Here is a 15068-nt window from a genome sequence, read left to right on the forward strand (position 1 = left end):
CATTATTTTTATTGATCTGTGTTTTGGAGAGACGAATGTCTGATCAGGAAAACATCACTCCCGAAGTGGAAAACGAAGAGCAACTGGCGCAAGAGCAAGTTGATGGCCAAGCAATCACTGAAGAAGTGGCTGATGACCTCGTAGCTGAGCTTCAAACCGAAGTGGCTCAACTCAAAGAAGAAGTACTGCGCGCCCAAGCGGAAACCCAAAATGTACGTCGCCGTGCAGAGGGTGACGTAGAGAAAGCGCATAAATTCAGCACCGAGAAGTTTGCTCGCGAGCTACTCAATGTTGTTGATAACTTAGATCGTGCTATGGCCATGAGCCCAGACGATGACGTGGTTAAGCCTTTCCTTGAAGGCATCGAGATGACCCACAAAAGCTTCATTGATACGTTAACGAAGTTCAATGTTGAAGCAATCAACCCAGAGGGTCACCCGTTTGACCCTGAGTTGCATCAAGCTATTTCAATGGTCGATGCGCCAGATGCCGAACCAAATACTGTACTTAATGTTGTACAAAAAGGTTACACCAATCATGGCCGTTTATTACGCCCTGCAATGGTTGTCGTGTCGAAAGCAGCACCAAAAGTAAACGAACAAGCTTAAGATTTTTTACGCATAAAGGCTTGAAATAAAAATAGCCATACCCACATTAGGGTTAAGCAAACGATTAACGCTCACTGAGCAAAGAATAGAGCCAGCGCTCTTACGAATTGAGATTGGAGAAATATTATGGGTAAAATCATTGGTATCGACTTAGGCACCACAAACTCTTGTGTGTCTGTATTGGATGGCGAAAAGACTCGCGTAATTGAAAACGCGGAAGGCGATCGCACAACCCCGTCTATTATTGCATACGCAGAAGACGGCGAAATTTTAGTGGGCCAACCTGCAAAACGTCAGGCAGTAACCAATCCAACGAACACGCTATACGCTATTAAACGTCTTATCGGTCGTCGTTTCGAAGACGACGTTGTACAAAAAGACATTAAAATGGTGCCGTACAAAATCACTAAAGCCGACAATGGCGATGCTTGGGTAGAAGTGAAAGGCGAGAAATACGCGCCACCACAAATTTCTGCTGAAGTGTTGAAGAAAATGAAAAAAACCGCCGAAGATTTCCTAGGCGAAAAAGTAACAGAAGCGGTAATCACGGTTCCTGCATACTTTAACGATGCACAGCGTCAAGCAACAAAAGATGCGGGTAAAATTGCGGGTTTAGAAGTTAAGCGTATTATTAACGAACCAACAGCAGCGGCACTTGCTTATGGCATGGACAAGACTGGCGGCGACCGCACCATCGCAGTATACGACCTAGGTGGCGGTACATTCGATATCTCTATCATCGAAATTGCGGATGTTGACGGCGAAATGCAATTCGAAGTACTTGCGACTAACGGTGACACCTTCTTAGGTGGTGAAGATTTCGATATGCGTTTGATCGAATTCTTAGCGGCTGAGTTTAAGAAAGATTCCGGTATGGATCTAACGGGCGACCCACTTGCTATGCAGCGTCTAAAAGAAGCCGCTGAAAAAGCAAAAGTTGAACTGTCTTCAGCGTCTCAAACCGATGTGAACCTTCCTTACATCACGGCTGATGCCACTGGTCCTAAGCACTTAAATGTAAAAGTGACTCGTGCCAAGCTTGAGTCTTTAGTTGAAGACCTAGTTAAGAACTCGCTTAAGCCTTGTGAAATGGCGCTTAAAGATTCTGGCCTAAGTGCATCTGAAATCGACGAAGTTATCTTGGTTGGTGGTCAGACTCGTATGCCTTTGGTACAAAAATCAGTAACTGATTTCTTCGGTAAAGAGCCACGTAAAGACGTGAACCCTGACGAAGCGGTTGCCATGGGTGCAGCACTTCAAGGTGCCGTACTATCTGGTGATGTTAAAGATGTACTTCTTCTTGACGTAACGCCTCTAACGCTAGGTATTGAAACAATGGGTGGCGTTGCTACTGCATTGATTGAGAAAAACACCACGATTCCAACTAAGAAATCTCAAGTGTTCTCAACGGCTGACGATAATCAGTCTGCTGTCACCATTCACGTGGTACAGGGCGAGCGTAAGCAAGCGGCACAAAATAAATCATTAGGTCGTTTTGACTTATCTGATATTCCATCTGCGCCACGTGGTATGCCACAAATCGAAGTAACGTTTGATATTGATGCCAACGGTATTTTGCATGTGAATGCGAAAGATAAAGCGACAGGCAAAGAACAGTCAATCGTGATTAAAGCGTCTTCTGGTTTGAGCGATGAAGAAATCGAACAAATGGTACAAGACGCCGAAGCAAATGCTGAAGCGGATAAAAAGTTCGAAGAAATGATCACAGTACGTAACACTGCTGATGGCATGGTTCACGCGACTAAGAAAACATTAGAAGAAGCAGGCGACAAAGCCACTGAAGAAGAGAAAACAGCAATTGAAGCGGCTATCGCTGATGTTGAAGAAGCTCTGAAAGGTGACGACAAAGACGCAATCGAAGCGGCTACTGCTAAGTTAACGGAAGCGTCTTCTGGTCTTGCTCAAAAAATGTATGCCGAACAAGCGGCTGCACAACAAGCCGGTGAAGCTGGTGGTGCAGAACAAGAAGCAGGCAAAGACGATGACGTTGTTGATGCTGAATTCGAAGAAGTAAAAGACAACAAGTAATAAAACGCTAGATGGGAGACGGGAGACGCGAAGTAATTTGCGCCTCCCGTCTTGCGTCTCACATCTAACGGAATAACTATGTCAAAACGTGATTTTTACGAAATACTCGGTGTCGATAAAGGCGCGGACGCAAAAGAAGTTAAGCGAGCGTACCGTAAGCTCGCCATGAAGTATCACCCGGATAGAAACCCGGATGATAAAGATGCCGACGCTAAGTTTAAAGAAGCAACCGAAGCGTATGAAATATTAAGTAACCAAGAAAAACGTGGCGCTTATGATCAATATGGCCATGCAGGAGTAGATAGTTCTGCCGGCCAAGGTGGTTTTGGTGGCGGTAACGGAAACTTCAGCGATATTTTCGGTGATGTATTCGGTGATATTTTTGGCGGCGGTGGTGGTCGTGGTGGTCGTAACGGCCCGCAGCGCGGCAGCGATTTAAAATACAATTTAGAGTTAACACTTGAGCAAGCGGTTAAAGGCGCGGAAGTTAAAATTCGCGTACCAACCCTTGTAAATTGTAATACCTGTGACGGTTCTGGTGCGAAAGATGGTTCAAGCCCCGTCACATGTAATACCTGTCATGGTCAAGGCCAAGTGCGTATGCAGCAGGGGTTTTTCTCTGTGCAGCAAGCGTGTCCAACTTGTCATGGTCAGGGTTCTATTATTAAAGATCCGTGTGGCTCATGTCGTGGCCAAGGCGTAAAAGAAGAAACCAAAACCCTTAATGTGAAAGTGCCTGCCGGTGTTGATAACGGCGATCGCATTCGTTTAACGGGTGAAGGTGAAGCAGGCGGCCGTGGTGGCCCAGCTGGCGATTTGTATGTTGAAACGCATATCAAAGCGCATTCTATTTTTGAGCGTGACGGGCGTAATCTGTACTGTGATGTACCAATTAGCATTGCGGATGCTGCACTGGGTGGCGAGATTGAAGTGCCAACATTAGATGGTCGCGTGAACCTTAAAATTCCAGCTGAAACCCAAAGTGGTAAGTTATTCCGCTTGCGTGGTAAAGGTGTGGTGCCAGTACGTGGCGGTGCAACAGGTGATTTATTGTGCCGTGTAATGGTTGAAACGCCAGTGAAACTGACGGAACACCAGAAGAAAATCTTGAAAGAATTTCAAGCCAGTTTGAAAGGCGGCGACAAACATTCGCCAAAAAAGAAAACTTGGTTTGATAATGTGAAAACGTTCTTCGAGTAAAACCTAAGGTTTAATGCTTAGGTGTCATAAAAACCTCAATGTGAAAGCATTGAGGTTTTTTTATGGGCGGCTCAAAGCGGTCATTGAGGCTGAGTATGGTTACTTACATATAATTAAAAAGATTAAGGAATAGGTTTTATACATATGTTTGTTCAATAAGTGGTAATGCTAAATGTTGTGGGGTTTTCTAAACGTTGACTATGCTGATAAATCAAGGTTTGCCATAAAATGGTTATCGACTATGAGTAACGTTTCAGTAAAAGCACGGCATTTTTTGATTTTGATCGCAGTGATTGTTGGCATGGGGCTGTCTGGCTCAATTAATGTGTGGTCATTGAATAAAATGTCTGACATTGAGCGCCTAAGGGCCAGCTATTTTCAATTTGATGCATCTCTACTCATGTTACGCCGACATGAGAAAGACTTCTTATCTAGAAAGGATATGAAGTATGTTGATAAGTTTTCTCAGCAAACACAGCTTAGTCGTGATCTTTTAGCCGAAATTCAGGCCGTCGAAAGTATTTTAGGTTTGCAGCAAGACAAACCACTCGAAGGCTATTTAAATGCGTATGCATCGAGTTTTGAAAAGATCGCCAAACACCAATTAACCATAGGACTTGATTCAACTGACGGGTTATATGGCGAGTTACGTAAATCCATTCACGATGTTGAAGAGCAGGTACAGACGCACCCTGAGTTGCTCGTGGATATACTGATGCTGCGCAGACATGAAAAAGATTTCATGTTGCGTTATGACAATAAATACCTTGATCGTTTTAATCAGACAGTGACGGAGCTAGAGCAGACAATTGAAAGCAAAGGGTTTAGTGCTTTATTACCTGGAGTGAAATCATATCAAGACCACTTTGGTAAGTTGGTCCAAGCTGAGATGTTGAAGGGCTTAGATCACAATGAGGGGTATCGTGGAGAGATGCGACAATCGGCTCATACACTATCCGGCATTTTCAAAGATAAAATAGGCGCTATCTCGGTGTTTATTAGTAATGAATTAGAATCCATGTACTGGGTATCGGCATTATCGCTCATCATTACCGCTATATTTATTGTAACTTTGGTAAGCATTACCAGTCGTTCAATTATTGAAGCCCTTAAGACTTTGATCGCAATGACGTTATCCTTGGTCACAAACGAAGACGATAAAAAAGAAATCCTCAACGCCAGTAATGAATTACAAATACTTGATAACGCGGTGAACTATCTTCACTCAAATTTAGAAACCGCATTCTCTAAATTTAAAGATGCGGCCAGTCGAATTGATAATGTGGCCAAAGAAATGTTGGCAATGACATCTGATGTGCAGCAAGCCACAGAGGATGAACACAAAAAGATAGAGCAATCAGCTGTGGCCATTCATGAGATGAATTTATCAATCCAAGACGTTTCAAAAAGTGCACAAGAGTCGGCTGATTTTGTGAAAGAGGTGAATAACCGTTTAACAAAAAGCACGCAAATGAGTGCTTGTGCTCAAGATGCGATCAGCATTTTACAAAATGAGTTAAATCATGCGGTGTCATCAATCAGCGAATTAGAAAGTGCGAGCCAAGGAACAGAAGCGGTACTGGACTCCATTGAAGACATTGCTTCACAAACAAACTTACTCGCGCTCAATGCCGCGATTGAAGCTGCCAGAGCAGGGGATCAAGGCCGAGGGTTTGCTGTGGTGGCGGATGAGGTGAGGTCATTATCACTGCGTACGGCTAAATCAATCGAAGAAGTACGCCATACCATGCGCCGCTTTCAGACGGTTATTCAAGGAGTGGTGTCAGCCATTCAAGAATCCAATCAAAAAGGTGAAGAAGGCAAAGATCAATCCAGTACGGCACTTACGTTAATGCGTGAGATGGCACAAAGCATGGCAGAGGTGAGCATGATGAATATCCAGATCGCCTCGTCTGTGGAGCAGCAATCAGCGGCGTCATCTGAAATTGACCGTCATATACACAGTATTCAGACGTCTTCAGAAAGCGTGAGAGAGAAAGCAGACCGAACACAGGAAGAGAGTAACAAGCTACGCTCGGTGGTGGATATTATTTCTGAGACCGTTGCCTCTATCAAGCTGTAATCTGTGCTGGGCTTGGATAAGCTCGCAACGAGGTTATTCAAGGTGTCTCGCATGCCTTTGCTTTTGTTGAACGCTTAGCTTGATACTCACCTTGGGTGTCTTGTTATTAGGCTGCATGTAGTAGAGTGCATTTATTAGGCCGAAAAGTCAGGTAAGGTTGCCCTCGCTCGCTCCATTAAACGCTGATCATTGTTTCCCCAAGTATCCAAATTGTTTAAAAAAGTGATACACCTATGCCCTTAGAATGGTTAAGCTAAAACGCTTCGGTCTCTTCTATCTGAAATGATGCATATTCCAGAATATACAAACTTAAAATAGAGACCCTTGTTAATTTATCTAGTTATAAAATAAGAGAGGCCGCATGGATTACCAATTAATAGACAGTGTTGCACAAATTTGTATCGACGATGGTAAGGCGAATGCTTTGAATCATGAGTTCATTGATGCCATGAACGAATCGTTAGATAAAGCTGAGCAAGAAGCAAAGGCCGTTATCATTATTGGCCGTGAAGGTATGTTCTCTGCTGGTTTCGATTTAAAAGCATTAGCAAAGGGCGGGCAACAAGCAACCGACCTGTTGGAAAAAGGTATGGTATTGGCGACACGTATTTACGGGTTTCCGCTACCTGTGATTGCCGCCTGTGAAGGTCATGCAATCGGCATGGGTGCATTTATCTTAATGGCGTCTGATAACCGTATCGGTGCGAATACTGAATATACCGTTAACCTGCCAGAAACGGCCATTGGTATGCCATTTACGCCAGTATTAATGAGCCTGATAAAAGATCGTATTGTGAACACACAGCAAACGATTGCCGTGATTCAATCGAAAAAATACACACCAGCTCAAGCGGTAGGCGCGGGCTTTTTAGATCAACTTGTTGAAAAAGACCAGCTACAGCAAAGCGCAATGGACTTAGCTCAAGAGTTAATTAAGCTACCAAAAGCGTTCTATAAAGCGAATAAGCTTGATCTACGCGGTGATCGACTTAAAGTGATGAAAGACTCTTTAAAGTAATCCCCTAAGTCGTTTTCCCAAAACCCCAGTTTGGCGCTTGGCAAACTGGGGTTTTCTTTATGTGTCATCGTCACAGCCTAAGAGGCGACGGCGTCTAATTTCATGTACAATCCCCAACCAATATAGACACCCAATTTAAGGTCACCCTCATGACTACACGTATTGCCATCATTGGTGCCGCTGGCCGCATGGGCCGCATTTTAATTGAAGCCACCGAACTAGCCGAAGGCGCAAAACTCGGTGCAGGTATTGTTTTACCGGATGACAGTCTAAAAGGCAGTGATGCGGGCGAAATGGCTGGTCTAGGTAAAAAATTAGGCGTAGCGCTTGTGGGCAGTTTAGATGAAGCCGTAAACGATTTTGATGTACTGGTTGATTTCACGTCGCCAGACACAACTATGAGTAATATCGAATTTTGCAAAGCGAACGGTAAAGGCATTGTTATCGGTACAACGGGTTTAACCGATGAACAAAAAGCCACGTTACAAGCGGCTGGCCAGGATATGAAAATCGTATTTGCGCCAAACTATTCAGTGGGTGTGACGTTATGCCTTAACTTACTTCGCATGGCCGCTAAAGTGATGGGTGACGAAAGTGATATCGAAGTGATTGAGATGCACCATAAGCACAAAGTAGATGCGCCATCCGGTACGGCACTGCGTTTAGGTGAAGTGATTGCAGAAACCATGGGTTGGGATCTAAACGAAGTGGCGAACTACGGCCGTGAAGGTCAAACCGGTGCGCGCCCGCATAAAGAGATTGGTTTCCAAACCATTCGTGGCGGTGATGTAGTGGGTGATCACACCGTGATGTTTGCGACAGAAGGCGAGCGTGTTGAAATTACCCATAAAGCGCAAAGCCGTATGACCTTTGCGAAAGGGGCAGTGCGCGCAGCAGCTTGGTTAAAAGCACAAGACAATGGCGTGTATGACATGCAGGATGTTTTAGGGTTTTAAGCGTCACTATCTACATATAGATTGTGCTAGAAAATTCAGCATCCGCTTGGATGTTGAATTTTCTAATCTGTTATTTTCAAAGTCTGTTACTTTAAGAGTCTATTCTTCACTAATCGATCAATAGAAATCATGCCCGGCCCCCAAATAAAAACTTGAGCCAATAACAATCCCCACAGAACGTGTAATGTATAGGCAGCAGGCGCGATCTCTTCCAAGCTAATAACCGCAACGATATTTACAATAAATAAACCCAGTGCTGAAAAGCGCCCTAATAAACCAAATACTAATAATACAGGTAGAATCAATTCACCAGCGGTGCCTAGCCAAGCGGCCACTTCAAAATGAATAAAAGGCACAGAATATTCTTCTTCAAACAAAAAGAGTGTGCTCTCCCAATCTCGCAGTTTAGTTAAACCGGACGCAAAAAATACCCAAGCCACATAAAGTCGTGCAGCTAATAACGCTAATGGCTGAACTTTATTGATCGTATTGGCAATAACGTTATAAAGGCTTGCGATGTTTGAAATGGGTTCGTTATTTATATTCATGATTATGTTCTCTGTTATTAATGTTTAGGTTTGATTCTGGCCTGGGTTTTAAATTCAGTGGTTTAGGTGTGGTGGATATGGGTCATTATGTTTTCTTGAATCGCTTGAGGTAGCCATTGTTCAAATGAAAATGAACGGTTTTTATGACCAAATCTTTCTTCCATTTTGTCTAGCGCACGACCAATCGAAAAGCCATCTAATATTAAATTAAGCCAATATCTTTCTTCGACACGTTGTTCACGAACAAGTGCTTTAAATTGAGGTCGGTACAATAAAACGTTCTGCCCTAAGCCTTCTGCAATTTTCATTTTTGCATGGTTTAAGTATTCATCATTTTCTTTTGGTGATAGTGATGTATTGTTAGCTTGATAGATATCAAATATAGGGTAAGCAGACGCTAGCATGCTAACACTAGGATTAAGTGCAATACTTAGCGTATCAATGTCATGGCGAGTTAATAACGAGATAGAATCAATATTAACGGTAGAGTCTTTTTCTCGACTTAATATATGTAACGAGTAATCCAGTTTTGCAATATCCACAACGTATGGGAAATCATCTAAAGCGGCTGTTTTTGCTAATACACGAGCAAAACCGTTTCCCCATAAGCCCCAATCACCGAGTTTTGGCGGGTCACATAATAATAAGGTTTCAACACATTGTGAAAATAACGACTCTCCAATAAGGGCTTCAACTGTTGGAAAGCTAATCTTTAATGCTCTTGTTGAATTGGCTTTAAGGTTTCTTTTATAAACAGCTAAGCCTTTCTCATCTATTTTTGATGACTCGTGTGAGCCAAAAATGGCACTCATTAATGCTTGTTGTTCATTCATTATTGAAAACCTCATTAGCAATTGAGCGTGCTTTTTTGGCTTCATTTAATAGTGTATTCCAACTGGGTAGATTATTGTCCCATTCTATTAAGGTTGGAATTTTTCCAAAACGTTGAAGTGTAAATTGATAAAGTTGCCAGCCTATGTTGCTAATCGGTTGGCTGTGGTCATCAATGATAAACTCACCGTTATTAACAGGTGTATAACCTGCAAGATGAATTTCACCAATCAAACCTTGCGGTATATTCTCTAGCCAGTCTTGTGCGTACTCTAGTTCACTCTTTGATGAGAAATTATTTGCGTTAACAATTAAATTATTTAAATCAACCAGTAGCCCGCATTGCGTTAGGTCAGTTAATTTCACTAGAAATTCAGTTTCTGATAATGTTGAATTTTCAGGCTGTATATACGCAGACACGTTTTCAATGAGTATCTGGCGCCCAGTTGATTGCTGTAATGCATTAATATTATCAGCCATGGCCATTAATGTTTTTTGATTAAATTCAATGGGAAGTAGATCACCGCCATGGATGATGTCGCCATTTAATTCAGCCCAAGAAAAAGCCGCATGATCGGACATTAAAAATGGATTAACCACTTTAATTAACTCTTTTAACGAATCAAGATAGCCATTGGCCGCATGTGCATAAGAGCCAAGCCCTAAGGCTGTTGAGTGCAGGCTGATAGGGTATCGCTTTGCAATATCCTGAATTAATGCTCGGCTCGCACCACCTTGAGCAAAGAAGTTTTCAGAATGTACTTCGACAAAATCAATAATGTGATTGTTTTCAGGCTGATCGTAAGGTTGAGATAAGACATCAGCATAATGTTGATGCCGTAAACCGACACCAATCATCATTGACTGGTTGGCTTTCTTTTTATGATCATTGTCAGAGCGACTGCGAATATTGCTTGTGTCAATGGAGTCCATAAAAACCTCAACCTTACGATTATTTTGTATTAACGGTTTTCGTTGTAATGTTTTTTAGCGTCTGCTTTTTTCATGCCACCTAATTCTAGGCAGGTCCCTTTCGCAACAATTTTCCATTCGCCAGGATCATTATCAACGGTTGATTGGCCTGCACAGGAATGAGTGCCTGCTAAATTACCACAATCATTTTGGCCAGCCTTAGCTACGCCATAACATTTCTCTTTACCTGCCGCGTGTGCAGGGCCTGCTGTACTGACTGCTAATACAGCCAGTAAAGCAGCATTGGTAATGAGTTTTTTATTCATTACTGAGCTCCTTTACTGATAGATTGATTAATCTTCGCTTAATGCTTCTGCTGTTAGATTTTTGATTTCAGGCCAGTTGTGTTCAGATGTTTTTATGTTTCCAGGTACATCAGTTAGCCATTTCTTTTGTACCGCTTTGTTTAGGTTTAAGTACAACTTGTTGTTATCGATGTACCAAGCCGTCGGGTCAACGGTGAATTTTTTCTCTAGTGCAACACCCATGGCGCAATAACCACCGTACTGAGGGGCATAATATTCTGGGTTTGCACGAAATTTATTACGGTTTTCAGCACTTGAAAATTGATAAATAGCATTGTTATAGGTAGCGGTGTATTTTGAGCTACCTTGAGTTGGCTGACCTTTTGTGAAGTAAGAAACAGTGTCATAACCGCTGATTGCGATATCGTTTTCATCTGCGTTCATATCAATGTTTGCAGCAAATGTTAGGCTGCTTAATACAAGTGTACTAACCGCAAAAGCGGATTTAATTAAATGAGAAAGTTTCATTGTGTTGCTCCATTGCATTTATTTACATAGGTTTTGGTTTAAAAACGTATGCCAGTGACCCGTTCTTGATGAAGGGTGACTTGTGTTTGGCAGTGAGGCTAGATTACGGCTTTATGGGGGCTAAGTGGGATGATATAGTCCAGACTTTGATTCAAATCGTCCAGAAATGTGCGATTTTCAATGTTTTTATGTACCGAGGGCCATAAATGGATCGTTTATCAGAGATTCTTCTTCGCTTTTCTATGAATGCACAGGTCTTTTTTAGTGGCAATATGTGCGGTATTAAACCTTTTGGCTCGAGCGACAATAGCGAAGGCCACCTTCATTTACTTAAATCCGGTAAATTGACCTTAATGGACGATAAGGGTGAAAAGAGAGTATTTGAGCGCCCTACGGTTATTTTTTTTCCTCAAGCGACACATCATCAAATAATGGCGAGTGAGTCCGACCACGCTGAGCTGGTATGCGCCAGTGTTCAATATAAGGACAGCTTTAATAATCCTTTGGCGAGTGCACTCCCTAAGTTTTTATATTTCGATATCGAAGATTCTGATTACCTTGGGCAATCCGCAAGTTGGTTGTTTGAAGAAGCCTTTAATGAGCGTTGCGGGAGGCAACCCATGATAGACCGTTTAAGTGATATCTTTCTGATACAAGTATTAAGACAAGTATTAGAAGATGGCGAGGTTGCACACGGTATGCTTGCGGGCCTTTCTCATCCGCAATTAGCAAATGTCATGATAAAAATTCATGAGCACCCAGAAGAAAATTGGAGCCTTGCCTCGCTGGCTAATATGGCGGCTATGTCACGTTCAAAGTTTTCTGAACTGTTCAAAGAGGTGGTTGGTCAATCCCCGGGTGATTACATAACGGACTGGCGCCTATTTATTGCACAAGGTTTATTACGAAAAAATAAATCAGTTGGTCTAGCGGCCAATGAAGTGGGTTATGAAAATGGTTCAGCACTGGCGAGAGTGTTTCGCAAAAAAACAGGGCTGTCGCCAAAAGAATGGCTGGATAAGTTTAAATAGACAGTTGGGCTAAAAAATAAAAAGCGATCATTCTTTAAAGTAACCACACTTAAAGAATGATCAAATCAATGACAGTATTAAAGATGCTTGGCTAGCAAATCATTAATGGCCAACGCAAACTCGGTTCCTGAATCCTCTTGTAAAAAATGCCCACCCTTTAATGTTTGGTGAGGCATGTTTTTACAACCCGGTACACGACGTTGAAATTCTTTGTCGAAGCCGCGCATGATCGGGTCACCATTACTAAAGAGCGTTAAAAAAGGTTTGTCCCATTTCTCTAGAATATGCCATGCATCGAGATTGGCCTGTGATGCTGGGTCATCAGGTGTGGTGGGCACTAATCGAGAGAACGCGCGAGTACCCACCATTGTTATGTGTTTATTTAACGTAAATGTAATGGAGTGTTTCATATCCGCCATGGCATATTCCATCACCGTATGCATATCCAACAGTACCTTTTGAAATGAATGTGGCCATTGAAACGCTGATTAAAGTGCTTTCAAGGTCAGAATCTTTTGGTATAAAGAAAGCTTTTGTCCCTGCTGTAGAGCATTCAGTTTCTGAACTAGACCAATCACCAGAGCCTTCCATCCAGATGTATGTACCATCTCGCCGTACATCTAGTTGAATTCCTGTAATAGAGCAATTTTTACATACCGAAACAGCATAGGAAGCATTGGAAATAAATAGTGCTATAGCAGTAATTTATAATTTAAAATTCATATTTTTCACATAACGGCTCTCATCATCCCGTATGGGATGCATGAGTTTGTTATATTTTAATTTATTTAGAAACTGAAATCGCAGTTATTGTACAAAGTCCCCAGCCGGCATAATCAGAAGCTACATCGTTCAGGGTGTAATAAACCCTTAGTCTTTTATCAGCCATCTGGGCCGCAAGAAGAGTTGAATAAGCCGCCTTTGCCGAAGCTTCAGATGTAACAGGCATATATGCACCTGTATTCCCATAACAGCCTGGTAATGTATTTGCTTCAAAGTTTACAAATGGAGTACCTGATATTGGCGCATAGATACTAAGGACGCTTGTATCTAAACTTGTTTCCGCAGAAAAAGAATTCATAGATGCAGAAGCTAGTGACAGTAGTAAAATTTTTTTAATCACTTATAAAACCTTTATTAGCTGGTAATACATAACGCCCAATTAACGGGCAAAAAATTGTTTGCTAAAATTGTTGAGGCACGAAACAGCAAACTGTTTTTTGTCCCTGTTTAATTACTTGTTAGGTTTCCCTTTCAATTAACCGTGACATAACATCGGAAACTAATTTACGCCCTTTGTCTGTTACATCATCCACACTCTTGGGGTTTTCTGTTAATAAAAAACCAAACTTCTCTAGATCTCTTCGGAATATAATTCCTTTAGACATATCTAATAAATTTAAAAGTAATTCATCTGGTTTTAGCACTACCGCATCATCAATTCCATATTCAGATATTCTTCTCTTGAGATAACTTTTAATACTAAAGGTTTTCTTAGCTTCAATTTTTGCTTGCTCTTCTTTCAATGTACTTAATTCTGCATTTTTTCGTTTTAATTCGGTTTCTAATTTTAGTTTTTCTTCAGGTTCTATAGTTGCTGAATTCAAAATTTTATCTAAAGATTCTTGCCACTTATTTTGAATATCCTCAATTTGCTTTTCATTATCTGCTGAGCTTTGCTCATCATCACCGTTCGATGAATTCAAATAACTTTTGTCTATCCTGTCTCCTAATTCTTTTTGACGAGTATTTACGTGTTTAAGTTGCTCATCTAACCTGCCCAATAACTCTGAAGTGTCTTTATTGAATTTGTTTATATTGTCATAAAATTTATTACTCGCATTAGTTGCAGCAAAATAAAATGCAGCAGATAAAGATATCGAGAAAAAAGCTAGTAAAATGCCAACCAATTCTGTTGGGGATAATTTAGTAAAATCCAGGCTTAACCCCCCACTAAATACATTAATGCATAAAAAAGACAGTACACCGATGATAGCGACTTCTCGTATAAATCGAATAATATGTTCAAAAGTTAGTTCTGTAATTTTTACATTTTGAAGATTCACAAATCCCTCCAGAGGAAACCTAACAATTTGGTTATTCGGATGGATCTTGATAACCAGTTATATACAAGAAGGGGAATGACCAGCACTTTCCCTTTGCTATCAGTGGTTTGTCGCGTCCATGTTAATTGCTCGCGAATACTACCGAATCGAAAAAATAGTTCAATTAAATAAACTGATATATTTCCGTATATCACCATCTGATTTTTTGAATGATCCTACAGCCCTTTAATAGCATGGGCTGTAGTGATTTGTAAGAGATATCTTAAAATCGGGATATACAGATCAACCTTGATAATCTAGTGGATATACATACAATAAAATAGAATTTGGGGTTTATCAGGGAGGGTGAACCGTGGCTAAATTACAGGCAGAATTTCATGATAAGATGCACCAAATAATTCAGACACCATAGTTGGTTATATTAACTAGATGTTGAATTACATACAGGAAACTACATCACAAGTTAATTTCTACACGAGTATGCGTGATGTTGCTCGTTGGCTTGAGATTAAGCTTGAAGATTATGACTGCTGATATAGAGGGAGCTTGGCCTGAATTGAATGATCCATCATGGGTGCGCGGTGAGGATCTAGCTTTGAAGCTAAAGGCATTTGATTATCAATTTGTATGGGCTGTTATTTCAGCTTTTCCTAAAGGTACTGAGCCCTTTACTACTGGTCAACCTATGCTGAAGGAAATCCAGGTTTTTGGGAAGGTGAGCCAGATAAGCAGCTCGAAAACGCCTATTTTGAAATTGTGTGTTGGGATAGCAGTGTAACCCTATTTATTGGGTTGCCTGACAACTTAGGTAGAAAACTTGTAGCAAATGCACCATGTGTCAAAACCTAAATAAAGAAAATAATCAGCGTCAGTACTAACTCATAAAGGCTGTGGATGAACGTTTCTTTGAGAGTAAAAAACCCGAAGATCCAT

General features: G+C 41.4%; 16 protein-coding genes. 8 read left to right on the forward strand and 8 right to left on the reverse strand.

Annotated elements, in window-relative coordinates; translation table 11 throughout:
* The first annotated feature begins 35 nt into the window (after positions 1 to 35).
* From grpE to dapB, 6 genes are all read left to right on the forward strand, one after another.
* The gene (gene grpE, locus ACU6U9_RS09115; RefSeq protein ID WP_446734709.1) at positions 36 to 608 is read left to right on the forward strand and encodes a nucleotide exchange factor GrpE; all 573 of its coding nucleotides are present in this window, start codon (positions 36 to 38) and stop codon (positions 606 to 608) included.
* A gap of 126 nt (positions 609 to 734) precedes the next feature.
* Complete coding sequence (dnaK, locus tag ACU6U9_RS09120; protein WP_446734710.1) at positions 735 to 2657, forward strand: molecular chaperone DnaK; 1923 nt, start codon at positions 735 to 737, stop codon at positions 2655 to 2657.
* A gap of 78 nt (positions 2658 to 2735) precedes the next feature.
* Positions 2736 to 3857: a molecular chaperone DnaJ gene (gene dnaJ / locus ACU6U9_RS09125; RefSeq protein WP_446734711.1), complete on the forward strand. Its 1122-nt coding sequence runs from the start codon at positions 2736 to 2738 to the stop codon at positions 3855 to 3857.
* Positions 3858 to 5328: 1471 nt separating this feature from the next.
* Positions 5329 to 5940, forward strand: a complete 612-nt coding sequence (locus tag ACU6U9_RS09130) for a methyl-accepting chemotaxis protein (RefSeq protein WP_446735077.1) — start codon at positions 5329 to 5331, stop codon at positions 5938 to 5940.
* Between the two features lie 361 nt (positions 5941 to 6301).
* Positions 6302 to 6958, forward strand: a complete 657-nt coding sequence (locus ACU6U9_RS09135) for a crotonase/enoyl-CoA hydratase family protein (protein ID WP_446734712.1) — start codon at positions 6302 to 6304, stop codon at positions 6956 to 6958.
* Between the two features lie 149 nt (positions 6959 to 7107).
* Positions 7108 to 7914 (forward strand): 4-hydroxy-tetrahydrodipicolinate reductase, encoded by an 807-nt coding sequence (gene dapB / locus ACU6U9_RS09140; protein WP_446734713.1) that lies wholly within the window; start codon positions 7108 to 7110, stop codon positions 7912 to 7914.
* A gap of 86 nt (positions 7915 to 8000) precedes the next feature.
* On the opposite strand, the gene ACU6U9_RS09145 is transcribed toward dapB, so the two are convergent.
* The 5 genes from ACU6U9_RS09145 to ACU6U9_RS09165 all read right to left on the reverse strand — a co-directional run bounded on the left by ACU6U9_RS09145 (position 8001) and on the right by ACU6U9_RS09165 (position 11038).
* Complete coding sequence (locus ACU6U9_RS09145; protein WP_446734714.1) at positions 8001 to 8462, reverse strand: DoxX family protein; 462 nt, start codon at positions 8460 to 8462, stop codon at positions 8001 to 8003.
* 62 nt (positions 8463 to 8524) lie between these two features.
* A complete protein-coding gene (locus ACU6U9_RS09150; RefSeq protein ID WP_446734715.1) occupies positions 8525 to 9295 on the reverse strand; it encodes an HvfC/BufC family peptide modification chaperone in 771 nt (256 codons plus the stop codon).
* Positions 9288 to 10226, reverse strand: a complete 939-nt coding sequence (locus ACU6U9_RS09155) for a DUF692 domain-containing protein (RefSeq protein ID WP_446734716.1) — start codon at positions 10224 to 10226, stop codon at positions 9288 to 9290. Before ACU6U9_RS09155 ends, ACU6U9_RS09150 begins: the two co-directional genes overlap by 8 nt.
* A 29-nt stretch (positions 10227 to 10255) precedes the next feature.
* Entirely contained in the window at positions 10256 to 10531 is a 276-nt protein-coding gene (locus ACU6U9_RS09160; RefSeq protein WP_446734717.1) for a BufA1 family periplasmic bufferin-type metallophore, read from the reverse strand.
* A gap of 27 nt (positions 10532 to 10558) precedes the next feature.
* The gene (locus ACU6U9_RS09165) at positions 10559 to 11038 is read right to left on the reverse strand and encodes a YHS domain-containing (seleno)protein (protein ID WP_446734718.1); all 480 of its coding nucleotides are present in this window, start codon (positions 11036 to 11038) and stop codon (positions 10559 to 10561) included.
* Between the two features lie 206 nt (positions 11039 to 11244).
* On the opposite strand from ACU6U9_RS09165, the gene ACU6U9_RS09170 reads away from it, so the two are divergent.
* Positions 11245 to 12069, forward strand: coding sequence for a cupin domain-containing protein (locus tag ACU6U9_RS09170; protein WP_446734719.1), 825 nt, complete (start codon positions 11245 to 11247; stop codon positions 12067 to 12069).
* Positions 12070 to 12146: 77 nt separating this feature from the next.
* On the opposite strand, the gene ACU6U9_RS09175 is transcribed toward ACU6U9_RS09170, so the two are convergent.
* From ACU6U9_RS09175 to ACU6U9_RS09185, 3 genes are all read right to left on the reverse strand, one after another.
* Positions 12147 to 12512 (reverse strand): hypothetical protein, encoded by a 366-nt coding sequence (locus tag ACU6U9_RS09175; RefSeq protein WP_446734720.1) that lies wholly within the window; start codon positions 12510 to 12512, stop codon positions 12147 to 12149.
* 341 nt (positions 12513 to 12853) lie between these two features.
* Positions 12854 to 13192: a hypothetical protein gene (locus tag ACU6U9_RS09180; protein WP_446734721.1), complete on the reverse strand. Its 339-nt coding sequence runs from the start codon at positions 13190 to 13192 to the stop codon at positions 12854 to 12856.
* Between the two features lie 118 nt (positions 13193 to 13310).
* Positions 13311 to 14135, reverse strand: a complete 825-nt coding sequence (locus tag ACU6U9_RS09185) for a hypothetical protein (RefSeq protein ID WP_446734722.1) — start codon at positions 14133 to 14135, stop codon at positions 13311 to 13313.
* A gap of 523 nt (positions 14136 to 14658) precedes the next feature.
* On the opposite strand from ACU6U9_RS09185, the gene ACU6U9_RS09190 reads away from it, so the two are divergent.
* Complete coding sequence (locus tag ACU6U9_RS09190) at positions 14659 to 14913, forward strand: hypothetical protein (RefSeq protein ID WP_446734723.1); 255 nt, start codon at positions 14659 to 14661, stop codon at positions 14911 to 14913.
* The last annotated feature ends 155 nt before the right edge of the window (positions 14914 to 15068 follow it).

The organism is Pseudomonas sp. HK3 (assembly GCF_052920985.1).